At 70.1% G+C, this 23,902-nt stretch carries 18 protein-coding genes; 14 read left to right on the top strand and 4 right to left on the bottom strand.

The window, feature by feature from the left end; all coding sequences use genetic code 11:
* Positions 1–133 precede the first annotated feature (133 nt).
* The 5 genes from rluD to QZ607_RS03240 all read left to right on the top strand — a co-directional run bounded on the left by rluD (position 134) and on the right by QZ607_RS03240 (position 6,693).
* The gene (rluD, locus tag QZ607_RS03220) at positions 134–1,087 is read left to right on the top strand and encodes a 23S rRNA pseudouridine(1911/1915/1917) synthase RluD (RefSeq protein ID WP_295879700.1); all 954 of its coding nucleotides are present in this window, start codon (positions 134–136) and stop codon (positions 1,085–1,087) included.
* Positions 1,080–1,859: a peptidoglycan editing factor PgeF gene (gene pgeF, locus QZ607_RS03225; RefSeq protein ID WP_295879588.1), complete on the top strand. Its 780-nt coding sequence runs from the start codon at positions 1,080–1,082 to the stop codon at positions 1,857–1,859. The genes rluD and pgeF overlap by 8 nt, the downstream gene beginning before the upstream one ends.
* A gap of 220 nt (positions 1,860–2,079) precedes the next feature.
* Entirely contained in the window at positions 2,080–4,299 is a 2,220-nt protein-coding gene (locus QZ607_RS03230) for a carboxy terminal-processing peptidase (RefSeq protein ID WP_295879591.1), read from the top strand.
* A 166-nt stretch (positions 4,300–4,465) separates the two neighbouring features.
* Positions 4,466–6,115 carry a glutamate--cysteine ligase gene (gene gshA, locus QZ607_RS03235; protein ID WP_295879594.1) on the top strand — a complete coding sequence of 550 codons (1,650 nt, stop codon included), beginning with the start codon at positions 4,466–4,468 and terminating at the stop codon, positions 6,113–6,115.
* Positions 6,115–6,693 (top strand): Uma2 family endonuclease, encoded by a 579-nt coding sequence (locus QZ607_RS03240; RefSeq protein ID WP_295879596.1) that lies wholly within the window; start codon positions 6,115–6,117, stop codon positions 6,691–6,693. Before gshA ends, QZ607_RS03240 begins: the two co-directional genes overlap by 1 nt.
* Before the next feature lie 149 nt (positions 6,694–6,842).
* Here QZ607_RS03240 and QZ607_RS03245 read toward each other — a convergent pair whose 3' ends face one another.
* Positions 6,843–7,691 carry an SDR family oxidoreductase gene (locus QZ607_RS03245; protein WP_295879598.1) on the bottom strand — a complete coding sequence of 283 codons (849 nt, stop codon included), beginning with the start codon at positions 7,689–7,691 and terminating at the stop codon, positions 6,843–6,845.
* 176 nt (positions 7,692–7,867) lie between these two features.
* Between QZ607_RS03245 and QZ607_RS03250 the strand changes: the two genes are divergently transcribed.
* The gene (locus QZ607_RS03250; RefSeq protein ID WP_295879601.1) at positions 7,868–11,038 is read left to right on the top strand and encodes a P-loop NTPase fold protein; all 3,171 of its coding nucleotides are present in this window, start codon (positions 7,868–7,870) and stop codon (positions 11,036–11,038) included.
* A complete protein-coding gene (locus tag QZ607_RS03255) occupies positions 11,031–12,713 on the top strand; it encodes a P-loop NTPase fold protein (RefSeq protein ID WP_295879604.1) in 1,683 nt (560 codons plus the stop codon). The genes QZ607_RS03250 and QZ607_RS03255 overlap by 8 nt, the downstream gene beginning before the upstream one ends.
* Positions 12,714–12,839: 126 nt before the next feature.
* On the opposite strand, the gene QZ607_RS03260 is transcribed toward QZ607_RS03255, so the two are convergent.
* Positions 12,840–13,322 (bottom strand): YbhB/YbcL family Raf kinase inhibitor-like protein, encoded by a 483-nt coding sequence (locus QZ607_RS03260; RefSeq protein ID WP_295879607.1) that lies wholly within the window; start codon positions 13,320–13,322, stop codon positions 12,840–12,842.
* A gap of 101 nt (positions 13,323–13,423) precedes the next feature.
* Here QZ607_RS03260 and QZ607_RS03265 point away from each other — a divergent pair, with 101 nt between their 5' ends.
* The 7 genes from QZ607_RS03265 (at position 13,424) to QZ607_RS03295 (ending at position 20,804) form a co-directional block, all read left to right on the top strand.
* A complete protein-coding gene (locus QZ607_RS03265) occupies positions 13,424–13,792 on the top strand; it encodes an FmdB family zinc ribbon protein (RefSeq protein ID WP_295879610.1) in 369 nt (122 codons plus the stop codon).
* 133 nt (positions 13,793–13,925) lie between these two features.
* Positions 13,926–15,704 carry an aspartate--tRNA ligase gene (gene aspS, locus QZ607_RS03270; RefSeq protein ID WP_295879612.1) on the top strand — a complete coding sequence of 593 codons (1,779 nt, stop codon included), beginning with the start codon at positions 13,926–13,928 and terminating at the stop codon, positions 15,702–15,704.
* Between the two features lie 93 nt (positions 15,705–15,797).
* Entirely contained in the window at positions 15,798–16,208 is a 411-nt protein-coding gene (gene nudB, locus QZ607_RS03275) for a dihydroneopterin triphosphate diphosphatase (RefSeq protein ID WP_367268146.1), read from the top strand.
* Positions 16,168–17,391 carry an efflux RND transporter periplasmic adaptor subunit gene (locus QZ607_RS03280; protein ID WP_295879615.1) on the top strand — a complete coding sequence of 408 codons (1,224 nt, stop codon included), beginning with the start codon at positions 16,168–16,170 and terminating at the stop codon, positions 17,389–17,391. Before nudB ends, QZ607_RS03280 begins: the two co-directional genes overlap by 41 nt.
* A 71-nt stretch (positions 17,392–17,462) precedes the next feature.
* On the top strand, positions 17,463–18,128 hold the full coding sequence (locus QZ607_RS03285; protein ID WP_295879617.1) for an ABC transporter ATP-binding protein: 666 nt from the start codon (positions 17,463–17,465) through the stop codon (positions 18,126–18,128).
* 101 nt (positions 18,129–18,229) lie between these two features.
* Positions 18,230–19,435 carry an ABC transporter permease gene (locus tag QZ607_RS03290; protein ID WP_295879618.1) on the top strand — a complete coding sequence of 402 codons (1,206 nt, stop codon included), beginning with the start codon at positions 18,230–18,232 and terminating at the stop codon, positions 19,433–19,435.
* Positions 19,436–19,595: 160 nt separating this feature from the next.
* Positions 19,596–20,804, top strand: a complete 1,209-nt coding sequence (locus tag QZ607_RS03295) for an ABC transporter permease (protein WP_295879619.1) — start codon at positions 19,596–19,598, stop codon at positions 20,802–20,804.
* A gap of 347 nt (positions 20,805–21,151) precedes the next feature.
* Here the strand turns inward: QZ607_RS03295 and QZ607_RS03300 are convergent, their stop codons facing one another.
* The gene (locus tag QZ607_RS03300) at positions 21,152–22,597 is read right to left on the bottom strand and encodes a DUF58 domain-containing protein (protein WP_295879621.1); all 1,446 of its coding nucleotides are present in this window, start codon (positions 22,595–22,597) and stop codon (positions 21,152–21,154) included.
* Positions 22,597–23,601: a MoxR family ATPase gene (locus tag QZ607_RS03305; RefSeq protein WP_295879623.1), complete on the bottom strand. Its 1,005-nt coding sequence runs from the start codon at positions 23,599–23,601 to the stop codon at positions 22,597–22,599. Before QZ607_RS03305 ends, QZ607_RS03300 begins: the two co-directional genes overlap by 1 nt.
* Positions 23,602–23,902 lie beyond the last annotated feature (301 nt).

Consider the following 23,902-nt stretch of genomic DNA (forward strand, 5'->3'; position numbering starts at 1 on the left):
TTGTAACGAATCTTCCGTGATCGACACAGAACACTTCGGGCGGGAGCGCGAGGACGCGGACCTGTTGGACGCGCCGCCAGACCCGCCAGACCCGCCAGACCCGCCAGATCCGCCAGATCCGCCAGATCAGCGCATCGAGCGTGCGCTGGACATCGTCGCCGCCGAGGCCGGGCGCCGCCTGGACCAGGTGCTCGCACAGCGGCTGCCGGACTTCTCGCGGGGCCGCATCCAGGGCTGGATCGACGCCGGCATGGTCCGGCTCGACGGGCGGCCCGCAAAACGCAGCGCCAAGCTCGTGGGCGGTGAGCGGGTGCGGATCGAGGCTTGGCTGCCGCAGCCCGACACCCATGCGCCGGAGCCGATGGACCTGGCCATCCTGTTCGAGGACCGGCACCTGCTGGTCATCGACAAGCCCGCGGGCCTGGTGGTGCATCCGGCCGCGGGCAACTGGCAGGGCACGCTCCTGAACGGCCTGCTGCACCATGCCCCGGACCTCGCTGGTCTGCCGCGCTGCGGCATCGTGCATCGCCTGGACAAGGACACCAGCGGCCTGCTGGTTGTGGCGAAGACGCCCGGGGCACACAAATCCCTGGTGGCGCAGCTTCAGGCGCGCACGGTGACACGGGAGTACCGGGCCTTGGTGGTGGGGCGGCCCGCCGCCGGCGGCAGCGTCGATGCCCCCATCGGCCGGCACCCGGTGCGGCGCACGGCCATGGCCGTGACCATCGCCGGCAAGCCTGCGGTCACCGACTACCGCGTGCTGGCGCGCTGGCCGGGTCACACGCTGCTCGCGCTGCGGCTGCGCACGGGCCGTACCCATCAGATCCGGGTGCACATGGCCCACATCGGCCATCCGCTGGTGGGTGATCCGCTGTACGGTGGGCGTGTGGCCGGGGCGGGCCTGCCCGCGGCGGCGGCGCGGGCCGTCCGGGACTTCCCGCGCCAGGCGCTGCATGCACTGAGACTCGGTCTGGTGCACCCACAGAGCGGCGAGTCCATGGCTTGGGAAGCCCCTCTGGCGGCGGATTTTCAGGGCCTGCTCGCAGCGCTCGAGCCCCTGCGTGAGGCCCAGCCAGCCGATGTCTGAGCGGGATGCACTCACCTGGGACCATGTCATCGTGCCGGATTGGCCTGCCCCGGCGCGGGTGCACGCCTGCACCACCACGCGTCTGGGCGGGGTCAGCACGGGACTCTTCGCGTCGCTGAACCTCGCCGCGCATGTCGGTGACGACCCAGCCGCCGTCGCCGCCAACAGACGGCGGCTGCGCGCCGGCCTGGACCTGCCCGCAGAGCCGCTCTGGCTTGCGCAGACACACGGCTGCGCAGTCGCCACGGCGGACACCCCGGACGCCGGCTCGGACCGGCCGCCGGCGGCCGACGCGGCCTTGAGCCGCCGGCCCGGACAGGTCTGCGCCGTCCTCACCGCCGATTGCCTGCCGGTGCTGCTCTGCGACCGCGCTGGTTCAGTCTGCGCCGCCGTGCACGCGGGCTGGCGGGGTCTGCATCGCGGCGTCATCGACGCGGCGCTGGCGCGGCTCGGCGTGCAGCCCGACAGCGTGCTGGCCTGGCTTGGCCCTGCCATCGGCCCGGATCGCTTCGAAGTGGGGCCCGAGGTGCGCGCCGCTTTTCTGGCCCAGGACGCGGGCGCCGGCGCCGCCTTCCGGCGCGGCGCGGGCGACCGCTGGCTTGCCGATCTCTACGCCCTGGCGCGGCGCCGACTCGCCATTGCCGGCGTGCCCAGGGTCAGCGGCGGTGGGCTTTGCACCGCCGCTGATCCGGACCGATTCTTCTCGTATCGCCGCGACGGTTGCACCGGGCGCATGGCGAGCCTCATCTGGCTGGGTCGGAGCGGGCGATGACGCGCGCTCCCGCGCACGCCACCGCCGCGCTCAGCCCAGCAGGTGGCGGCTCGCCGCGACGCGGCGCGTCGATGCGGGCTGATCACCGCGCCGGGTCCGTCGTTGAACTTGGCGTCGCGTACCGTTACTGTCTTGTCTTGGCGTTACTGCCTGCGTCAGATGCCGGCAGTTTTCCCCTGTTCCCAGAGCCCTTCCGAGCCCGCCGATGGCTGACAAGCGCATGACTACAATCTACCCCCGCTCCGGTTGTTCCAGCCCCGCGTGCCCGACCCTGCCCGCGGACGCCCCGCGCAGCAGCCCTGGAGAGGTTGGCCGGGTAGACGCCGGCCGGCGCCGGCGCGTCCGCCTGGGCACTGTGCTGGTGTTCCTGGCCGTCTGGCTCTGCGTCTCCTGTGCCGCCGTCGCCGAGTTCACCCCCGTCGGCATGGCGGAGCTCTTCCCGTCCGACCGGCAGAGCAAGACCACGCTGGTCATCAACAAGGTCCTGGAGCGCTTCCATTACCGCAGCTTCCGGCTCGACGACGGCTTTGCGCAGCAGACGCTCCTCAACTACTTCGAGGATCTGGACCCAAACCGCTCCTTCTTTCTGGACCGGGATGTTGAGCGCTTCACCCGCGGTGCCAACCGCCTCGACGACGACCTCGACGAGGGCAAGCTGGACCTCGCCTTCGACATCTTCCGCGTCTACCGCATGCGCGTGGACAGCCGCATCGAATACGCCAACAAGCTGCTGGAGCAGGACTTCGATTTCGACCGGTCCGAGACCTACCGCTTCGATCGCGAAGACGCCGCCTGGGCCAAGAGCGATGCCGAGCTGGACGATATCTGGCGCAAGCGGGTCAAATACGATTACCTCACCCTGAAGCTTGCCGACGAGTCCGACGACGACATCCGCGAGCAGCTGCGCAAGCGCTACGAGGGCATCTCCCGGCGCATCCACCAGTTTACGGCCGACGATGTCTACCAGGCCTTCGTCAACGCCTACACGCGCACGCTTGAGCCGCACACCAGCTACATGTCGCCGAGCACGTCGGAGAACTTCGACATCAGCATGCGGCTCAAGCTGGAGGGCATTGGCGCCGTGCTGAGCGCCGAGAATGAATATACCGTCATCCAGCGCACCATCGCCGGTGGCCCGGCGCGGCAGTCGGGGCAGGTGCACAGCGGCGATCGCATCATCGGCGTGGCCCAGGGCGAGCAAGGCGACATGGAGGACGTCATCGGCTGGCGCCTGCAGGACGTCGTGGACAAGATCCGCGGGCCCAAGGGCTCCGTGGTGCGGCTTGAGATCCTGCCCAAGGCCGGCGGCTCCGGCGGTCGCAGCCGGGAGGTTGAGCTGGTGCGCAACGAGATCCGGCTCGAAGACCAGGCGGCCAAGGCGTACCTCATCGAGAAGCCTGCGAATGCGCCGGATCTGCGTATCGGTGTCATCGAGGTCCCGGCCTTCTACCGCGACTTCCGCGCCGAGTCCGAAGGCAGTCGCGATTTCACCAGCACCACCCGGGACGTGCGCCGGCTCATCGCCGAGCTGCAGGGCAAGGGCATCGACGGCCTGGTGATCGACCTGCGCGGCAACGGCGGCGGCTCGCTCACCGAGGCCACCTCTCTCACCGGGCTCTTCATCGACGAGGGGCCAGTGGTGCAGGTCAAGGACGCCCTGGGCAAGGTGGACGTGGAAGTGGACCCGGATCCCGGGGTGGTCTACTCCGGGCCCCTGGCCGTGCTGGTGGACCGCAACAGCGCCTCCGCGTCAGAGATCTTTGCCGGCGCCATCCAGGATTATGGTCGCGGCGTCATCATCGGCGAGCCCACCTTCGGCAAGGGCACGGTGCAGACGCTCATCGATCTGGACCGCTACATGCCCGGCAATGCCGCACAGCTCGGACGGCTGCGGCTCACCATGGCCGAATTCTTCCGTGTGAGCGGCGGCAGCACCCAGCTCAAGGGCATCGAGCCGGACATCCACTTCGATCTGGGGCCGGATCTGTCCGACCACGGCGAGCGCTCGCTGGAGAACGCGCTGCCCTGGGACCGGATCCGCCCGGCACGCTACGCCCCCTACCGTCCCGTGGACGTCAACCTGTTGCGACAACGCTCGGCGGCACGCATCCGCGACGACGACGGGTTCCGCATGCTCACGTCCCGGGGCCAGCTGCTCACGGAGATCAACAATCAGCAGGAGATCTCCCTGCGCGAGAGCGAGCGCCGGCGTGAATCCGAGCGCCGCGACCGGGTTCTGAAAGAAGAGCGCAACCGCTTCCTGCGCGCTCGCGGGCTGGAGCCGGTGGACGAGGACGCCGACGAAGTGGACGAAGACGCGCTGGAGCGCCAGCAGGAGGTCATCGACCGCATCCAGGCGGAAGAGGCCGCGCGCATTCTCGCCGACGTCATCGTCATGCAGGATGCCGCCGATCGTCCCCGTGCCGCCATGCGCGACTGACTGACCTCTTGGCGCCGCCCCCTTGCGGGGGTGTGCGCGCAGCGAGCCCTATGCCCAAGCAGTTTCAAGGCCGCAGCCGCCGGCCGTGCCCGCCTGGTCGATGGCCACGCACGGTGCCCGGACCCATGCGCAGCAGGCTGTGCTGGGTCGGACTGGACGGCTGCCCATGAGCGGCTCGGTGCTCTCGGGCATTGCATCGTCGGTGCTGGCAGGCTTCAGCGACGAGCAGGGACGGCGCATCCTCGGCGGCGGCCGTGTCGGCCTTGAGAAGGAGGCACTTCGGGTCACCGCCGCCGGCGCGGTTGCGCCGAGCCCGCACCCCGCCGGGCTTGGCTCGGCCCTGACCCATCCCTGCATCACCACGGACTTCTCCGAGGCGCTGCTGGAGCTGGTGACGCCTGCGATGACCTCGGGCGTCGATGTGCTGGCGCTGCTGGACGATCTGCATCGCTTCGTCTACCGCCATATCGGTGACGAGCTTCTCTGGGCAGCCAGCATGCCCTGCGTACTGCATGGCGGTGCGCAGATCCCGCTCGCTCAGTACGGCAGTTCCAACGCGGCACGCATGAAGACCGTCTACCGCCGCGGCCTCGGCAACCGCTACGGCCGGGTGATGCAGATCATCGCCGGCGTGCACTTCAACTATTCCGTGGACGAGGCCCTGTGGCCAAGGCTGGCCGAGCTCCCGGGCCTGAGCGTTGTCAAGGTCGGTGACGGCGTCTCCGCCGGCGGGCAGCAGGCGCTGCGCTCGGAGCGCTACATGGGCATGGTCCGCAACCTGCAGCGCCTGGGCTGGCTCGTGCCCTACCTGTTCGGCGCCTCCCCCGCAGTATGCAAGAGCTTCGTCCAGGACGCGGCCACGGACCTCGAATCCTTCGACGCCAAGACCTTCTACTACCCGCATGCGACCTCGCTCCGCATGGGGGACATCGGCTACCAGAACCGCCAGGAAGAAGGCACGGGCATGAAGGCCTGCTACGACAGCCTGGATGCCTACATCAAGAGCCTCACCTGGGCCATCGAGACCCCCTGTCCGCAGTACGAGACCATCGGCATCAAGGTCAACGGCCGCTACGAGCAGCTGAACGACCACGTGCTCCAGATCGAGAACGAGTACTACAGCACCGTCCGCCCCAAGCAGCTCACGGACTGGATGGAGCGGCCGACGCTGGCGCTGCGCCGCCGCGGCGTGCGCTACGTGGAGCTGCGCTCGCTGGATGTGAATGCCTTCCATCCGCTCGGCATCGACGCGACGCAGATGGCCTTTCTGCGGCTCCTGATGCTGTACTGTCTGCTCGCGGACAGCCCGCGCATCGACGCTCGTGAGCGCCGCGCCATAGATGCTAATCAGGTCCTGGCCGCCCACCGCGGTCGCGAGCCCGGCCTCAAACTCCAGGTGGACGCGGCTGGGCACTCCCTACGCGATTGGGGGCTCGCCGTCATGGACGCCATGCAGCCCCTCGCTGAGCTGCTCGACGGCGCCGGCGGCACCGCCTATGGCCGCAGCCTCGCGGCGCAGCGCGCCAAGGTGCTGGACCCCGAGCTGACCCCGTCGGCGCGCATGCTGGCGGAGATGCGCGACCGGGGCGAGGGCTTCGCCGAATTCGCCCGCCGCCTCACCGAGCAGCACCGGGAGACCTTCCGCGCCGGACCGCCGACACCGGAGCGCGACGCCTGGCTTGCGGATCTCACGGCCACGTCGCTCGACCGTCAGCGCGCCATCGAGGCCGCCGACGACATGGACTTCGACGAATTCCTGCGCCGCTACTTCGCGCAGAGCGAGGCGCAGCCGGTCGACCTGCCGACGCCGGTCTGATGGCCGAAACGCAATCCCCTGCGGCGCAGACGCGCCCGGTGTTTCGTTTGAGCGTGGATGCCTACCATCGCATGATCGATGCGGGGGTCTTTGACGAGGACGACCGGGTCGAGCTGATCGACGGAGAGCTGCGCGCGATGCCGCCCATCAAGTCTGACCATGCCGGCAAGAACAAGCGCCTGAATCGACTGCTGACCCTGGGCGCGGGCGATGACGCGCTGGTGGCCGTCCAGGACCCGCTCACGCTGCAACCGCGTTCCGAGCCCGAGCCGGACCTGATGCTGCTGCGCCCGCGCGAGGATTTCTACGAAGGCGCCAACCCGACGCCGGCGGACACGCTCCTGGTGATCGAGATCGGCGACAGCTCGTTGCGCTACGACCGGGAGGTGAAGGTGCCGCTGTATGCCGGCCACGGAGTACCGGAGGTTTGGCTGGTGGATCTGCGGCAACGGCGCCTGGAGATCTATCGGGAGCCCGGTCCCGACGGCTACCGGCTGATGCTGCGGCCCGACGCCAGCGAGGTCATCACGCCGGCGCTGTTGCCGGGCCTGCGCATCGCCGTCGCGGACATCTGGTAGCGGGGCGCGCGGCCGGCCGAGTCGGGTAAGGACCCGTTCATCCATTGATCAGCGAGCCCGGGGCACGCAGGGGCAACTGGGGTGAATCAGCGAAGCGCCTCCACCACAAGCAACTGGGCGCGCCAGCGCCCTGAGCAGGTGTTACGCAGTCAACCCCGTCCCCCGCGGCTGATGCGCGCGAGCGCCCAGTCCAGCGCCCGGGTGTTGAGCAGGCGCCTGAGTGTGCCCATGAGATGGGTCGGAAAGGTCACGTAGTAGCGCGGGCGTGGCCGCGGACTCTCCAGCGCATGCACCAGCTTCTTCAGCACCGCCTCCGGCGGCAGCGTGAAGGGCTGGGCCGGGCCCTCGGTGGTGAGCCGCGCCTCCATGCGCCGATAGGTGGCCCGGTGCACGCTGTGCTCGGCGTCGATGGTGCGCCGGTAGACCGCATGGGCATTGTCGCGGAAGCGGCTCAGGATGGGGCCGGGCTCGATCAGGCTCACGTGGATGCCGCTGCCCGCCAGCTCCAGCCGCAGGGTGTCCGTGAGCCCTTCCAGCGCGAATTTGCTCGCCACATAGGCGCCGCGGTATGGCAGCGCGATGAGCCCGAGCACGGAGCTGTTCTGCACGATGCGCCCGTGCCCCTCGGCGCGCATGAGCGGGATCACGCGCCGGGTCAGGTCGTGCCAGCCGAGCAGATTGGTCTCGAGCTGAGCGCGCAGGACCTCGCGCGTCAGGTCCTCCACCGCACCCGGCTGGCCATAGGCGCCGTTGTTGAAGAGTGCATCCAGACGCCCGCCCGTCAGCGCCAGGGCCGCATCCAGCCCGGAGCGGATGCTCGCGGGGTCGTCCAGGTCCAGCTGGACGGCGTCGAGGCCCTCGCCCTGAAGCCGGGCGACATCCGCCGCCCGCCGTGCCGAGGCGATGACCCGCCAGCCGCGCGCCGCAAGCCCGTGCGCGCAGCTGTAGCCGATGCCGCTGGAGCAGCCGGTGATGAGAATTGTCGGTGCTGTGGTCATGAATGCGCTCTTGTGCCGTGCCGGACTGCCGCGTAGCATTTCCACTCGACTTGGGCGATTTTGGTTGCGGGCTCAGGTAGCCGAAGAGATCAGCCCACTGGCGGCGCGGTCTGTGCTGCATCATGGTGGCACAGCCCACTCTCGGGTGGGCAGCGAAAGAAAGGGAACCTGATGGAATGAGTGAGTCACGGGAATTGCTCGCCGGGCGCCTGAACGAGGCGCCGGTCGACGAAGCCCTGCTTTGGAAGCTGTACTGGGGCATGGACGGCGAGGAGCCTCAGGTGCTGACGCGCTTGGCAGCGGCTGTGGTAGGGAGCGAGCACAGCGGCCATGCCCTGATCTCCGGTCGCTATGGTGTCGGTAAGACCAGCTTCCTGCGTGCTCTGCTGACTCACCTTGAAAACCATCCGCTGGAGCCCCTTCAGCTCTGGCTCACCATGCCGCTCATCACGAGCTACACCAGCTCCTCGGCGGTGGCGGCCGTGATCGGTGCCATGGTCGAGAATCTCTGTGCGGACGCGCCGTTGGTCCACCCGGACGGCTGGCACCCTGACCGCGTCCCCGAGGACAATAAAGGACTGGACCCAATGATCCTGCAGGCCCTGGAGGACCTGTGGCGCAGTGAAGGTCCCTTCGAGCCGGCGTGTGACGGCGGCAGCGGCAACGAGCCCCTGCGGCCGAACCGCATGGCCGGGGCCGCATCGGCCGTCAGCCGTGTCTACCGCAGCAACACCATCGAGCAGATGATCGACCGGCGCCTGGGCTGGGCACCGGACCGGCTGGGCACGCCGCTGGTGGTCTATCTGGACGACCTCGACCGCTGCAAGCTGGATGTTGCCGAGGCGGTAATCCAGCTGCTGCTGCGCTTTCGCAGCAGTCGCGCCGTGCGCTTCGTCATCGCCTGCGACCGCGAGCTGATGGAGCGGGGCGTCCTCGCATGGATGGACAAGAATGGTACCCATGCGGACGGTCATGTCTATGTCACGGCCAATTCGGCGCTAGAGAAATACCTGGACGTCATTCTGCGCCTGCCCAGGTTGAGTGAGCCCGCGGCTGAGGCCGCCGCGGGGGCGGGGTTTCTCGGTCTCCGCCCCGGCCTTCTGGAACTGCTGAGGGTGCCGCGAAAGGACTTCGGCACTGTGCCGGAGTCCGTCCTGGAGCGCTGCGCCGAGCCCGGTGGCGAGCGGCGAGCGCCCGATCCTGATCCCATACTCGCTGAGTACCTGCTGACCTGGCTCCTGGACGGGCTGGACGAGGATCGCCTGGTGTGGCGCCGGTCCGACCCCGACGACCCGCCGCCTCCGCCCGGCGCTCCAGCTCCGCTTCAAGCCCCTGAGGTGGCGGGCCTCGATGACGACGCGCAGGCTGCACCTGACAATGAGGAGCCGCCGACGCCGTCGGTAGCGCACGGGGCCGACCACCCCGGTACCCCGGCTGGAGCGCCGCCGGCATCGAAAGAAGGCACATTCGAGGACCCGGCCAGTTTTCAGGATCCGAACAAGGCGCGGCCCGCGGAGAAAATCTTCCTGGCCAAGCTGACCCCCCTCGCCGAGGGGCTGCGCCAGCTCGTCTGTCTCGATGAGCGCCGTGGGCTGCTGCGTTTGCGGCCAGCCTATCGAGCCCTGGCCTCAGCGCTCACCCCGCGCCAGCTCAAGGCCTACCTGCGGGCACGGCTGGTCCAGAGCGGCGGCACTCAGGGCGGTCCGGCGGAGACGCTGCTGGAGCAGGAGTTCCATCTGTTCTGGCGCGTCAAGCGGGAAGAGCCTGAGATTTTCCGGTTCATTGCCGCCGCAGCCAATGCAGCGGGCTCGCAGACGCAGGTCGGCTTTCGGCAGCTGGCCTTGTTCTTCGATCAGCTACGCGCATTGATCGAGTCCTCGACCATTCTGACCGAAGACCGGCTGCGCGAGGTCTGGCCGGAGAACCACGAGGAGCGTGTCCTGCTGCTGCGGCTGCTCGATGCCCTGCACGCCGAGCAGCGCGGTGCGCAGGCACCGCGCGTCTCTGCACGAGGCACCGTCGCGCCGGCGCTGGAAGGCGGGCGCGACCCCGAGTTCGCGGACTGGGTGCGCGGCCACTTCGGTCGTATGCCCCAGGGTGCCACCGTCGCGGAGCAGGTCTCGAGCTTTCAGGACTATGCACTCGCCAGACATCGAAACGGCGTCCGGGATGTCTTCCCCATCGTCGGTGAGTACGCGGATCGCTATCTGGAGCGTCACCTGCCGTACTTCGCCCAGTCCACCGCCACCAGTCTGTCGAACCTGGCGGTGCTCATCGACGATCAGGCGCCGTTCGAGGCCGAGTGCGATGCCCTGTTCGATGCCGCCGTGCACCTCAATCCTCAGCACGGCTCGATCCCGCTCTACTACGCGGATTTCCTGACCAAGGCGTATGTCGAGGAGCCCAGGCGTGGGCGGCTGATTCCGGCGCGCTTCCCCGATGACGGTGTCATGCTCGATCGGTGCGAGGCGCTGCTTGCGACGGTGAGCGCCGAGGACGGTGCCACACGCCTGCACCTGGCTACCCTGCGGCTGCAACTGGACAAAGCGCGGGGTCTGCCGGATGCCGAGCTGATACCAAAAGTGCAGGATGTCGTGGATGCGCACATGGGCCGGCTGCTGGTGGAGGCCCGGATTGCGCAATATGCCTCCCTGACCAGATTCGACAGCATGTTGGACATGGTCATCGGCCGCGATTCCACCAACCTGCCGCGCAAGGGGACCATCCTGGGCGTCATCTGGGCCGTGCTGGAGACCTGCCGGGCCTCGCCCTGGGTCGCCGCCATGTTCGTCGCCAACAATTATGTGGGGCAGAGCCGGAGTAACAGCTCCGAAGAGCGGCTCGGGCTCAGGGTCAACCTCGGGCTCCTTGCGGACCTGGACATGCTCGCCGCGGCGCCGGACCGCACCGCTGAGATCTGGACCCAGACCCTGTTGACCTGGGCCGGGAACGCATCGGAGCGCGGCTCCTCGATCGCATCCCGTGTGGCGCTCGGCCTGCTTGCGGCGCAGGTCTATGGCCGTGGAGGCGGGGCATATGCCGCCCGTGCCGCCGTCATCTGGCAGCGGATACAGGCAGACGGGGAGCCGGATAATAGGCGCCTCCTCGCTGCGCTGTCGGACAAGCATAAAGACGCGTTGGCAGCGCTGAGTGAGAAGCCGACGAAGCCCGCGGTGATCGAGCAGGCTCGCGACGCCGTATTCCAGGACGATATTGGCACCCCGGTGACCGACAGCGATACCTTCGCCAAGCTGGCGAGTTGGCCCGCTTGGGCCGACCAGCAGCCGCGGATCATGGCGCTGGCCGCCGAGCTTTGTGGCGCCCCCGGGGAGGCGGGCCATGACTGACGCGGCGGACCATCCGACGCAGTCCGATAGTCTTCTCTGTCGGCATGAGATCGTCGCGCGGCTCGGCGGTGCGCTGAGGAAGGAGTCGCGGAACATCCTGCTGGCGGGGCCCTGGGGCTCGGGCAAGACGACCCTGCTTGAGGGAGAGGATTTTGAGCGCGAGCTTGAAGAGCATGTCGCGGCAGGCCAGCGCAGGCCGTGGAAGGTGCTCACCTTCTCCCCCTGGGAGGAGACGGCACACCAGGACTGTGCCGCGGGCTTTCTGCGCTTCCTCGCCTTGGAGGTGGCGAAGGCGGAGGCGGCTTCAGACGTATCCCAGCCGCTCCCCGAGCGATTGGTCGCCGAGTCCAAGTACGTCTGGCAGGCCTTCCTCGATCTCGGCGTTGAGGCCATGCCGTACCTCAAAGACGCCGTCGCTGCTGTACCCGGCGGCACCCTCGCCTTCTGGCTGGCGCGGCTCACGGCAAAGCTGTACGCGCAGCGCGAGAATTCCCGGGCCGATGCGGAGGGGGCTCTGCCGCCACTGCAGATGCGCGTATTGCGAGGGCAGATGCGGCTGCTGCTCGAGCGCCTGGCGGCCACCCACGGTGCGGAGCGGATTCTGCTGATCGTCGATGACCTGGACCGAGCCCGGCCCGACGAAGCGGTGGCCGTGCTGGACAGCCTCTATCACCTGTTCCTGCCCCAGCCCAAGCGTAAGCAGTCAGCGGGCAACGCCGAGGAGGCCTGGCCGGCCGGGCGTGAAGCGAAGATCGACAAGCGCTCTTGGCCGCGGCGGCTGCGCTCATGGCTCCGGCGGCTGTTCGTGCGCGGGCGATCCGCGGCTCGAGATGGTCATCCGTTGGCATTGGACGACGCTGAAGCTGCTTCAGTTTCATCGCAGGATCCGGCGAAATGGCCGCTCAGCAGCATCTGGGCAGTGAACATCGCGATGCTGGAGGAATTTCTCTACGAGCACTACCGGCGGCAGCCTAGCTTCGACCCTACCGCCTATCTGGAGAAACTCTTCCACTGCCGAGTCAATGTGCCGCCACTGTTTCAGAGCGCTGTCTCCCAGGAGCCGGCCAGTCTATGGTCCGGGTCCTTGAGTGAGGTGAAGAAGTCCTTGATTGAGGCGAAGAAGAGGATTCAGGGTGAAGCGCCCACAGAGTGCTTGGACGACCCGCCGGTAGCGCTGCGCCAGGCCGAGGCGCTCACCGAGTGCTTGGACAACCCGGAGATGGCGTTGCACCTGGCCAATGGGCTCAGCTACGCCGTGCTCGGCAACCTCCGGCTTTATGAGAGCGTACGCGGCGCTTGCCGTGACTACTGGCTGTTTCTCATCGAGCACGGCAACCCGCCCGACCCGGCGCGACTGACGCCCGATCAGCTGCTGCGGGACGCGCAGGCGCTGACTCTGGTGCAGGCCTATCCGGGTTTCCGCGAAGCCATCGCACTGTACGACGGCATGTGGCCGCATTTTATGAATCGAGTCAACGCACGGCTGCGGCAGGCGAGCTTCGAGATGGTCGAGAATCCGGCCTACCGCCATATCGACGACCCTAACTTGCTGACGCTGCTGATGGACCTGGGCGCCGTTCGCTACGATCAGGCGTCTGATCGCTATGTCTCGATCCGCGACGGTCAGCAGCGGCTCACCCGCGAGCTGGGGGAGCTGCTGCGCGCGGGCTTCTGAGACGTGGCCGACGAGGCGCTGCACGGGGATCGACACGTACTCGGGAAGCCTGCGGCAAATGCCCCTCGGCAAAGCTACGTGGCGGTTTTCAGCGATGCGGTGCGCCTGGGGCCAGGCGCACCCGGCTCAGGCTGAATCACCTTTCTGGTAGGTACCTACCAGCAGCGCCTCCGCCAGCACATGGCCCGCCATGGCGGCCTCGAGCTGCGCCTTGGTGGGCTGGTCCAGGCCGCTCAGCACGGTGTCCAGCGCATAGAGCTTGTGGAAATAGCGATGCCGGCCGATGGGCGGGCAGGGTCCGCCGTAGGCCGGCTGGCCCCAGTCGTTGAGGCCGGCCTTGGCGCCGGGCAGGAGCTGGTCACCGCGAACCCCCGGGGGCAGGCCGGTGCTGTCCGGCGGCAGATTGTAGAGCACCCAGTGGACATAGGTCATGCGCGGCGCCGCCGGGTCCGGTGCGTCCGGGTCGTCGACGATCAGGGCCAGGCTTTGGGTGCCGTCCGGTACGCCCTGCCAGTCGAGCCGCGGCGAGGTGTCCGCACCCTCGCAGGTGTGCTCGCGGGGGATACGCCCGCCCTCGGCGAAGGCGGGCGAGGTCAGTTGCAGTGTCATGCTTGCCTCCGGTGGTGGCTCGGGGACGACGTAGTTTGAATCACCACGCGCAAACCCTACCATGGGCGGGTTGATCGATTTCCCCCGGTGAGGACCCGACGATGCCCATCTACGCCTATCGCTGCGAGGCCTGTGGCCACGAACTGGACGCGCTGCAGAAGATCAGCGATGCCCCCCTGACCGACTGCCCTGCCTGCGGTGCCGCCGCGCTGAAGAAACAGCTCACCGCCGCCGCGTTCCGTCTCAAGGGCGCCGGCTGGTACGAGACCGACTTCAAGAAGGACGGCAAGAAGAACCTGCACCAGGCCGACGACAAGCCCAAGGAGAAGGCCGCGGATGCCGGCAAGTCCGGCGACAAGGCCGGGGATAGCGGCCAGGGCAAGACCGGCGGCGACAAGCAGACCGCCGCGAAGCCGGCTGCCGACAGCAAGCCCGCCCAGCCCAAGCCCAAACCGGCGGCCGCGGGCTGAGGCCCGGCGGTCAGCTTGCGCCGCCTCGGGGGCGGCGCTATCTTGACGTGTTATTTTGGGCGGCGAGCAGCCGCCCGAAGCATTTTCCACAGGTCGACACGGCAGCCGTCGACGGTAAAGGGGACCGACCACCATGCGCAGTCACTATTGCGGCGACCTCCACGCCGGGCTCATCGACGAGACGGTCCGGCTCACCGGCTGGGTGCATCGCCGGCGCGACCACGGCGGCGTCATCTTCGTCGATCTGCGCGACCGCGGCGGCCTGGTGCAGGTGGTGTTCGACCCGGACCGACCGGAGATGTTCGCGCTGGCCGAGCAGCTGCGCAGCGAGTTCGTGATCGCGGTCGAGGGCCGGGTGCGCCGCCGGCCCGAGGGCACCGAGAACCCGAACATGGCCACCGGCGAGGTGGAGGTGCTGGCGCTGGAGCTGACGGTGCTGAACCGCGCCGAGACGCCGCCCTTTCAGCTGGAGGACTATCATTCCGACACGTCGGAAGAGGTCCGGCTGCGCTACCGCTACATCGACCTGCGCCGCCCGGAGATGCAGGAGCGCCTGCGCATCCGCTCGCGCATCACGGCAACCCTGCGCGCCTTCCTGGACGCCGAGGGCTTCCTCGACATCGAGACCCCCATCCTCACCAAGTCCACGCCCGAAGGCGCCCGCGACTACCTGGTGCCGAGCCGCGTGCACCCGGGCGAGTTCTACGCCCTGCCGCAGTCGCCGCAGCTGTTCAAGCAGCTGCTGATGATGTCGGGCTTCGACCGCTACTATCAGATCGCCCGCTGTTTCCGCGACGAGGACCTGCGCGCCGACCGCCAGCCCGAGTTCACGCAGCTCGACATCGAGACCTCCTTCCTCGACGAGACCGAGCTGACGGGCCTGATGGAGCAGATGATCCGCACGCTGTTCAAAGAGGTGCTGGATGTCGATCTGCCCGACCCCTTCCCGCGCATGACCTACGCCGAGGCCATGCGCCGCTTCGGCTCCGACCGTCCGGACCTGCGCGTGCCGCTGGAGCTGGTGGACGTGGCGGACCTGATGGATGAGGTGGAGTTCAAGGTCTTCGCCGGCCCCGCCGCCGACCCGGAAGGTCGGGTGGTGGCGCTGCGCCTGCCGGGCGGTGCCGAGCTCTCCCGCAAGGAGATCGACGACTACACCAAATTCGTCGGCATCTACGGCGCCAAGGGTCTCGCCTACGTCAAGGTCAACGACTGGGCGGGGCAGGGGCGCCAGGGGCTGCAGTCCCCCATCCTGAAGTTCCTGCCGGACAGCGCCGTCACCGGCATCATGGAGCGCACGGGGGCCGAAAACGGCGATCTGGTCTTCTTCGGCGCGGACAAGGCGGAGGTCGTCAACGAATCCATCGGTGCGCTGCGCACCCGACTCGGGCACGACCGCGGACTGGCCTCCGGTGAGTGGCGCCCGCTCTGGGTGGTGGACTTCCCGATGTTCGAGCACGACCCGCACACGGGCCGCTGGGTGGCGCTGCACCATCCGTTCACGGCGCCCAAGGAGGACCAGCTGGAGCGTCTGGAGTCCGACCCCGGCGGTGTCGAGTCCCGCGCCTACGACCTGGTACTGAACGGCACAGAGGTCGGCGGCGGCTCCATCCGTATCCACCGCGAGGATGTGCAGCGGCGCATCTTCCGGCTGCTCAAGATCGCCGACGAAGACGCCGAGGCCCGCTTCGGCTTCCTGCTCAAGGCGCTCAAGTACGGCTGCCCGCCCCACGGCGGCATCGCCTTCGGGCTCGATCGGCTGGTGATGCTCATGACCGGCAGCCAGTCCATCCGCGACGTCATGGCCTTCCCCAAGACCCAGACCGCCTCCTGTCTGCTCACCGACGCCCCGTCCGCGGTGGACGAGGCGCAGCTGCACGAGCTGGCGCTGCGGATCAGGCTCCGGGCTTGAGGGGCTTGAGGCTGAGGGCTGGGGCGTGTCCCAGTGACTTCCGGCCATCTTCTGCAATCAGCACCTGCAAAGCGCCCGGTCTCGGTCCTGGTCGTGGTGTACACCGAGGCCGGTGAGTTTCTGCTCCTGAACCGCGTGCGACCGCCGCACTTCTGGCAATCCGTCACCGGCAGCCTGCTCCCGGGGGAGTCGCCGCGGGCCGCGGCGCTCCGGGAGCTGCGGGAGGAGACGGGGCTGATCGGGACCGCGGCCATTGTCGACCTGCACCAGAGTCGGCTCTTTCCCATCAAGCCGGCCTGGCGCGCCCGTTATCGCCCTGGGGTCTGCTTCAACCGCGAGCACTGGTTCTCGCTGCGGCTTCCGGGGCGCCGCCGCATCCGCCTGGCCGCTGATGAGCACAGCGGCTGCCGCTGGCTGCCCGCTGAGGCCGCCGCGCGCCTCACGGGCTCCTGGACCAACCGCGATGCCATCCGCCTGCTTGCGGGTGGATACGCTTGCGGATAATGCGATTGTCCACCCCATGCGCCTGCCCATCGGCCCCCTGCTGATCCTGGGCCTCGCCGCCGGGGGCGCCGCCGCCTGGTGGTATGTGGCAAGGCCCCTGCAGGTGGAGGTCCGTGTGGCCGAGGTGGAGCGCGGCCGGGTGGAGGAGCTGGTTGCCAACACCCGCGCCGGCACCGTCAAGGCCTGCCGGCGGGCGCGGCTGGCGCCGGCCATGGGTGGTCAGATCGCGGCGCTGGACGTGCACGAGGGCGATCGCGTCGAGGCCGGGCAGCTGCTGTTGGCGCTCTGGAATGAAGACCTCATCGCCCGCCTTGAGCTGGCCGAGCGCGAGGCCGAGGCCGGCGGCGCCCGCGCCCGCGCCGTCTGCCTGAATGCCGACCAGGCGGAGCGGGAGGCAGCGCGCCAGGAGAAGCTGATGGCGCGGCGCATGACCAGCGAGGAGGCCGTGGACCGGGCGCAGACCGCCGCCGCCGCCGGCCGTGCCGAGTGCGAGGCCGCCCGCGCCTCCTCGCGGGTGGCCGCGGCACAGGTGGGTGTCGCCCGGGCGGAGCTGGCGCGGACCCGGCTCACGGCGCCCTTCGCCGGCGTTGTCGCGGAGGTGTCCGGCGAGCTGAACGAGTATGTCACGCCCTCGCCGCCGGGCATCCCGACCCCGCCTGCGGTGGACCTCATCGACGACAGCTGCTTCTACATCTCTGCCCCCATCGACGAGGTGGACGCCGCCCGGGTGCGCCTCGGCGATGACGCCCGGGTGACGCTGGATGCCTACCAGGACCGCGAGTTTCCGGGCGTCGTCCGGCGCATTGCGCCCTATGTGCTGGATCAGGAGAAGCAGGCCCGTACCGTGGAGGTGGAGGTGGTCATCGCCGATCCGCCTGAGGACCCACCGTTGCTCGCGGGCTACAGCGCCGATGTGGAGATCGTCACCGCCGTCGCCGACGACACCCTGGTGATCCCGACCGCCGCCATTGCGCCGGGATTCGGGGACGTTCCCGACGCCGTGCTGGTGGTGGGCGCGGACGGCGTCCTCGTCGCCCGCGACATCGGGGCGGGCCTCGCCAACTGGGAGCGCACCGAGGTGACCGCCGGGCTCAGGGCAGGCGAGCACGTGGTGCTCTCCGTGGACCGTGACGGCGTCGAGGCCGGCGCGCTCGCGGTGGCGGAGGACGCCGACGGTGACTGAGCCGCCTCGCCCCACGCGGCCTGTGTCGGCATGATCCGCGGACGACTCGCGCAGCAGCCGTGGCGGCGGGGATGATCGAGCTCCACGGCATCGAGCGCCGCTTCCAGGTGGGCGACCAGGTGGTCCATGCCCTGCGCGACCTGGACCTCACGCTGGCAGACGGCGACTATGCCGCGGTGATGGGGCCGTCCGGCTCGGGCAAGAGCACGCTCCTCAACATCCTGGGCCTGCTGGATCGCCCGGACGCCGGCAGCTACCGCCTGGACGGCATCGAGACCACCCGTCTTCCCGAAGAGCGCCGGGCACGGCTGCGACGCGAGCGCATCGGCTTCGTCTTCCAGGCGTTTCATCTGATCCCGCGGCTCACCGCCGCCGAGAACGTCGAGCTGCCGCTGACCCTCGCCGGCCGCCCCGTCCGCGAGCGCCGCCAGCAGGTCGCTGCGGCGCTGGAGGCGATGGGGCTGACCCCCCGCGCCGACCACCGCCCGGACCAGCTCTCCGGCGGCCAGCGCCAGCGCGTGGCCATTGCCCGCGCCACCGTCACCCGCCCGGGGCTGCTGCTGGCCGACGAGCCCACGGGCAACCTCGACCGCGCCAGCGGCGATGATGTGATCGCGGCCCTGGAGGCTCTCAACGCCCAGGGGCTGACCCTCGTGGTGGTCACCCATGATCAGCACCTCGGCGAGCGCGCACGCCGGCGCATCCACATGGACGACGGCGCCGTTCTCGCCGATTGACGGCAGATGCCCGTCGAGGGGATGCGTGGAGGGGCTGCTGCGAACGCCGTGCGCGGTGCTGTGGCATGCTGCGGCGACGATGCAACGCGGCGCCCGGCCCCATGCAGCCCACGGACACCCTCACCAGCGCTGCCCGCGCGCTGACGGCACACCCGACGCGCACCTGGCTCACACTGGCGGCCATGGCCTTCGCCACGGCCGCGGTGGTGCTCCTGTCGGCGCTGGGGGAGGGGGCCCGTCGCTATGTGCTGGACGAATTCATGCAGCTCGGCACGCATCTGCTCATCATCGTCCCCGGCCGTCACGAGACCACCGGTGGCATGCCGCCGCTGTTCGGCGAGACGCCGCGGGACCTGACCCTGGGCGACGCCCAGGCGCTGCTGCGCTCGCGGCATGTGGAGCGTGTGGCGCCCATCACCGTCGGCGCGGCGGAGGTCTCCGTCGGCGCGCTCTCGCGTGAGGTGACCATTCTCGGCTCCACGGCGGATTTCATCGATGTGCGCCGCCTCACACTCGCCGCCGGGCGCTTCCTGCCGCCCGGCGACCCGGATCGGGCGCTGCCGGTGGCTGTGCTCGGGCAGACCCTGGCAGAGGCGCTTTTCCGGGGTGAGAGCCCCATCGGCCGGCGGCTGCGCATCGGCGACCGCCGTTTCCGCGTCATCGGGCTGCTGTCGGCGGGCGGTGTGTCGCTCGGGAGTAATCTCGCCGACGCCGCCATCATCCCCGTCGCCAGCGCCCAGGCGCTGTTCGACGATCCCGGCCTGTTCCGGGTGCTGGTGCAGGCGGGCGGGCGCGAGTCCCTGGACACCGCCGCAGACGACATCCGTGCCATCATCCGCGCCCGGCACGAGGGCGAAGACGACGTCACCGTCATCACCCAGGATGCGCTGCTCGGCACCTTTGATCGCATCCTCGGGGCGCTGACCCTCGCCGTGGCCGGCATTGCCGCCATCAGCCTCGCGGTGGCCGGCGTGCTGATCATGAACGTCATGCTGGTGTCCGTGTCCCAGCGCACCCCCGAGGTGGGGTTGCTCAAGGCTTTGGGTGCAAGGCAGCGAGACGTGCTCGGGCTCTTCCTCACCGAGGCGCTCCTGCTCGCCTGCGCCGGCACCGTCGCCGGCATCGCGCTGGCCTACGCCGGTGTCTGGCTGTTCAATGCCCAATTTCCGGCCTTTCAGCTGGTGGTGCCGGTGTGGGCGCCGCTCGCTGCAGCCCTGGTCTCCATCGGCACTGGGCTGTTGTTCGGGCTGTTGCCGGCGCGGCGCGCCGCGCGGCTCGATCCGGTGCGGGCGCTGAATGAAGCTTGAGGGGTGAGGGGCGAGGCGCGAGGTTTCATCTGAGCATTGCCCGAGCAATGAAAGCATGATCCTCAGCCCTCAGCCCTCAGCCCTCAGCCCTCAGCCCTCAGCCCTCAGCCCTCAGCCCGCCTGTGCATCACCGAGAGGAAATGGCCGACTCGCACCGATCATGCGTGCAAGCGACATCCTGAGCTACACCACAGGCGCCGTGCTCGCGCGTCGCGGCCGCAGCCTGCTGACGCTGTCCGGCATCGGCATCGGGGTGGCGGCGGTGGTGCTGCTGACGGCCATCGGCGAGGGGGTGCACCGCTTCGTGCTCGCCGAGTTCACCCAGTTCGGCACCAACCTCATCGCCGTGACCCCGGGCCGCACCACCACCATGGGCATGTCCGGCGCCATGATCGCGAGCGTGCGGCCCCTGTCCATGGACGACGTGGCGGCGCTTGCGCGGGTGCCGGACGTGGAGGCCGTGGTGGGTGTGGTGACCGGCAACGCTGCGGTGGAGGCGGGCCGGCGCAGCCGGCGCACCTTGGTGTTCGGTGCCGGGCCGGAGGTGCCGGCCATCTGGGGCATGCGCCCGGTCCAGGGGCGCTTCCTGCCGGAGGATGGGGCCGCGCGGCCGGTGGCGGTGCTCGGCGCCAAGCTGCACCGGGAGCTGTTCCAGCGAAGCGCGTCTGGTGGTGCGGCGGCGCTCGGCGCGCGCATCCGCATCGGCGGTGAGCCCTTCCGGGTCATCGGCGTGATGGCGCCCAAGGGCCAGATGCTGGGCTTCGACCTCGACGACAGTGTCTACATCCCCGTGCAGCGGGCGCTCGCCATGTTCGACCGCGAGGGGCTGATGGAGATCGACCTGCTCTACGACCGCGCCGCGGACAGCGCCGTCGTCGCCGAGCGGGTGAAGGCACTCTTGGTGCAGCGACACGGCCGCGAGGATTTCACCATCACCACCCAGGACCAGATGCTGGAGGTGCTGGGCTCGGTGCTGGACGTGCTGACCGCGGTGGTCGCCGCCCTGGGCGCCATTTCCCTGGTGGTGGGCGGCATCGGCATCCTCACCATCATGACCATCGCCGTCGCCGAGCGTCGCGCCGAGATCGGCCTGCTGCGGGCGCTCGGCGCCGGCCGCGGCCAGATCCTGGCGCTTTTCCTGCTTGAGGCGACGCTGCTGGCGCTCGCCGGCGGCGCCCTGGGCTTCGGCGTCGGTGCCGGCGGCGCCTGGCTCATCGGCGTGCTGGTGCCGGCGCTGCCGACACGATTAGCCTGGGACTTCGTGCTGCTCGCGGAGCTCGCCGCCGGCGCCATCGGCCTCGCCGCCGGCGTCTTGCCCGCGCTGCGCGCCGCCGCGCTGGACCCGGTGGCCGCCCTGCACGACGAGTAGCCCTGCGGGCGCCTGGGAGCGCCTGGGAGCGCCGACTTCCAGTCGGCCGCACCCACCGCGAGCCCCCTGGGAGCGCCGACTTCCAGTCGGCCGCACCCGCCGCGGGCTCCCTGGGAGCGCCGACTTCCAGTCGGCTGCCCCCGCCGCGGGCTCCCTGGGAGCGCCGACTTCCAGTCGGCCGCACCCGCCGCAGGCTCCCTGGGAGCGCCGACTTCCAGTCGGCTGCCCCCGCCGCGAGCCCCCTGGGAGCGCCGACTTCCAGTCGGCTGCCCCCGCCGCGGGCTCAATGCCCGCGGCGGGCGCTCCGAGACAGGCGACCAACACCTCGCTCCCCCACCACCCAAAGATCAACCCAACGACAACCGCCCCAGCCCAGACGCCAAATCCCGCACATCCAACCCTATGACCTCGCCGTCGTCCGGCTCGGGCTCATCCGCACCATCCACCACCACCACCGTCACCGGCAGCCCAACGCGCCGCAGCTGCTCCACCAGCGCACGGCGCTCCGCATCCCACCCCAGCAGCACGCACAGACAGGCACTCTGCCGGGTCGCGCGGACGGTCAATGTTTCGGCCAGCGCGGCGAAGGCCGCCGGCGGCTGCGGCGCCACACAGGCCAGCACCTCCAGCATGGCCGCGGTGGACATGAGTCCGCGACCGGCGGTGAGGATGCGGGGGCCGTCCGCGCAGAGCACCAGGTCCAGCAGGCCGTCCGGGCCGTTCGGGCGCTCCCCCAGCGGAGCGATGAGCGAGGCGGCCGCGCTGACCGCCGCCTCGAAGCGCCCGGGGTCGTCACCCGCCGCCGGGCAGGTGTCCAGCACCAGCGCCTGACGACTGAAGAACTCGTCCCGGTACTCCTTCACCACCGGCTCCCCGCAGCGCGCCCAGGCGGCCCAATGGATGTGGCGGGGCGAGTCGCCGGGCAGGTAGTCGCGCAGGCCCATGAATTCCTGCGAGTCGCCGACGCGCGACGCCTGCTCGACGCCGCCCGGCTGCAGCCGCCGGCGCCCGGGCGGGCGCAGCGCCGGCACCGGATGCCGCACGGGCAGCACCAGGCAGCGGGCTTCGCCGGCGACGCGCCGCTCCCGGCGCATGAGCCCGAGTGGGTCCTCCCGCCCCAGCACCAATGCATCCAGCGACAGCCAGCCCCGGCGCGTAGGCGTGAGCGTCAGCTCCAGCACCGCGCTGCTGCCGGGTGAGAGCAACGGCAGGGCCGCGGGCGGCGCCGCCTCGGCACGGCGGGCCTGCTGCAACAGCCATTCCCAGCGCGGATAGCCGAGCAGGCGCTCGAAGGGATTCAGCGTCGCCTCCACCGGTGCGCGGCGGTCAAGAAAGGTGGCCAGGCCGGGGCGCGGGTCCGGCAGACGCTCGTGCAGGGTCAGGCCGCGGGCGGGCCGGCGCCCGGCGTGCTGCACCTCGACGCGATAACGGCAGGGCTGCCCGGCCGCGGCACGGGACGGCGCCCGGCGCCGCAGCGCGAGCGGCGGCATAGGCGCCCGGGTGCCGAGCCAGGCGATGGCGAGCAGCGCGAGCCCGAAGGCGAAGACCTGGTGCGCCGCCGTGAGCCGGGTGTCGAGTCCGAACAGGCCGGCGGCCAAGGTCGCCGCGAGCACCCCCTGACCGGCCGGGGTGAAGTGCCGGCGCAGCCACTCCTGCGTACTGCTGGCGAGCCGCAGGTTGAGCCAGCTCCAGGCCTTGAGCCAGCGCCCGGCGCGGGCGGCGAGGCCGTGCCGGCGGGCCGGCGGGCGGCCTGCCGGTGTGCTGGTGGCGGGCTCGGTGGCGCGCTGCTGCATCAGGCCGGCGGCGGCACCTCGGCGAGGCACTCCTGCACCACGTCGGCGGCCTGGCGCCCGGCATAGCGGGCGGCGGGGTCGAGGCCGAGGCGATGGGCGATGACTGGCACCGCCGCCTCGCGCACCGGCTCCGGCGGCAGGTAGTCGAGGCCGTCGAACAGCGCCAGCGCCTGGCCGATCTTCATCAGGGTCAGCGAGGCCCGCGGGCTCGCGCCCAGGGCCACGCCCTCGCGCTCGCGGGTGGCGGCCACCAGCGCCACGATGTAGCGGCGCAGAGGCTCGGCGACGCGCACCCGCTGCACCGCCGCCCGCAGCGCCAGGATGTCATCGGCGCTCGCGCAGGGCAGGAGCTGCTCCAGGGGATGGCCGCTGCGCTGGTCGTGCAGCAGGGCGGCCTCGGCCTCGGCGCCGATGTAGCCGAGCCCGAAGCGCAGGGCGAAGCGGTCCATCTGCGCCTCCGGCAGCGGATAGGTGCCGTGCAGCTCGATGGGATTCTGCGTGGCGATGACGAAGAAGAGCGCGTCCAGCGGGCGCAGCTCGCCGTCCACGCTCACCTGTGCCTCGCCCATGGCCTCCAGCAGCGCCGCCTGGGTGCGCGGCGAGGCGCGGTTGATCTCGTCGGCGAGCAGGATCTGCGTGAACACCGGGCCGGGACGGAAGTGGAAGGCGTGCTCGGCGGGGTCGTACACCGACACGCCCAGGATGTCCGAGGGCATCAGGTCCGGCGTGAACTGCACCCGCTTGAACCGCCCGTGGATGGAGCGCGCCAGGGCCTTGGCCAGCGTGGTCTTGCCGGTGCCGGGCACGTCCTCCAGCAGCACATGGCCACCGACGGCCAGCGCCGCCAGCAGCCAGCGGATGGCCTGGTCCTGGCCGCGCAGCACAGCGGCGAGGTTGTCCCGCAGCCGGGCATGCACGGCGCGGCCGGCGCTGAGGAGCGCCTCCGCGTCTGCGGCAGCGGGCGCATCCTGCGGGGCGGCTTGACGGACGGCGGGGCTGCGCATGCTGCGGGGCTCTCTGCTGGCGACCGCAGCAGTATAGCGGTCTGCTCCGTCGGCGATTGTGCGGCTGTTGTCGGAAGTCGGGGGCGGGAGGCGGTGGTGGGGCGATTGTCGGGTGCTGGGGCATTGGCGGTGGTGACGGGATAAAGTGCGTAAGAGTCCGGAGTACGGAGTACGGGGGCTCGGTGCGGGGTCTCACGCTCACCAGGGGATCGATTCGCGTCAGCTCGATCGGTACGGCGCCCCTCGCGCCTCGCTCCTCGTACCTCGCACTGGACATTCCGGACTCCGTACCGCGTACGCC

The organism is uncultured Thiohalocapsa sp., assembly GCF_913063425.1.
Classification (GTDB): domain Bacteria; phylum Pseudomonadota; class Gammaproteobacteria; order Chromatiales; family Chromatiaceae; genus Thiohalocapsa.

What these genes read in the sequence shown, in the direction of transcription:
- QZ607_RS03240 (WP_295879596.1), top strand. Translation starts at nt 6,115, where the DNA reads ATGGCCGAAACGCAATCCCCTGCGGCGCAGACGCGCCCGGTGTTTCGT.
- QZ607_RS03285 (WP_295879617.1), top strand. Translation starts at nt 17,463, where the DNA reads ATGATCGAGCTCCACGGCATCGAGCGCCGCTTCCAGGTGGGCGACCAG.
- QZ607_RS03290 (WP_295879618.1), top strand. Translation starts at nt 18,230, where the DNA reads ATGCAGCCCACGGACACCCTCACCAGCGCTGCCCGCGCGCTGACGGCA.
- QZ607_RS03305 (WP_295879623.1), bottom strand. Translation starts at nt 23,601, where the DNA reads ATGCGCAGCCCCGCCGTCCGTCAAGCCGCCCCGCAGGATGCGCCCGCT.
- aspS (WP_295879612.1), top strand. Translation starts at nt 13,926, where the DNA reads ATGCGCAGTCACTATTGCGGCGACCTCCACGCCGGGCTCATCGACGAG.
- QZ607_RS03280 (WP_295879615.1), top strand. Translation starts at nt 16,168, where the DNA reads ATGCCATCCGCCTGCTTGCGGGTGGATACGCTTGCGGATAATGCGATT.
- QZ607_RS03245 (WP_295879598.1), bottom strand. Translation starts at nt 7,691, where the DNA reads ATGACCACAGCACCGACAATTCTCATCACCGGCTGCTCCAGCGGCATC.
- gshA (WP_295879594.1), top strand. Translation starts at nt 4,466, where the DNA reads ATGAGCGGCTCGGTGCTCTCGGGCATTGCATCGTCGGTGCTGGCAGGC.
- QZ607_RS03230 (WP_295879591.1), top strand. Translation starts at nt 2,080, where the DNA reads ATGACTACAATCTACCCCCGCTCCGGTTGTTCCAGCCCCGCGTGCCCG.
- QZ607_RS03255 (WP_295879604.1), top strand. Translation starts at nt 11,031, where the DNA reads ATGACTGACGCGGCGGACCATCCGACGCAGTCCGATAGTCTTCTCTGT.
- QZ607_RS03260 (WP_295879607.1), bottom strand. Translation starts at nt 13,322, where the DNA reads ATGACACTGCAACTGACCTCGCCCGCCTTCGCCGAGGGCGGGCGTATC.
- QZ607_RS03300 (WP_295879621.1), bottom strand. Translation starts at nt 22,597, where the DNA reads ATGCAGCAGCGCGCCACCGAGCCCGCCACCAGCACACCGGCAGGCCGC.
- pgeF (WP_295879588.1), top strand. Translation starts at nt 1,080, where the DNA reads ATGTCTGAGCGGGATGCACTCACCTGGGACCATGTCATCGTGCCGGAT.
- QZ607_RS03265 (WP_295879610.1), top strand. Translation starts at nt 13,424, where the DNA reads ATGCCCATCTACGCCTATCGCTGCGAGGCCTGTGGCCACGAACTGGAC.
- QZ607_RS03295 (WP_295879619.1), top strand. Translation starts at nt 19,596, where the DNA reads ATGCGTGCAAGCGACATCCTGAGCTACACCACAGGCGCCGTGCTCGCG.
- QZ607_RS03250 (WP_295879601.1), top strand. Translation starts at nt 7,868, where the DNA reads ATGAGTGAGTCACGGGAATTGCTCGCCGGGCGCCTGAACGAGGCGCCG.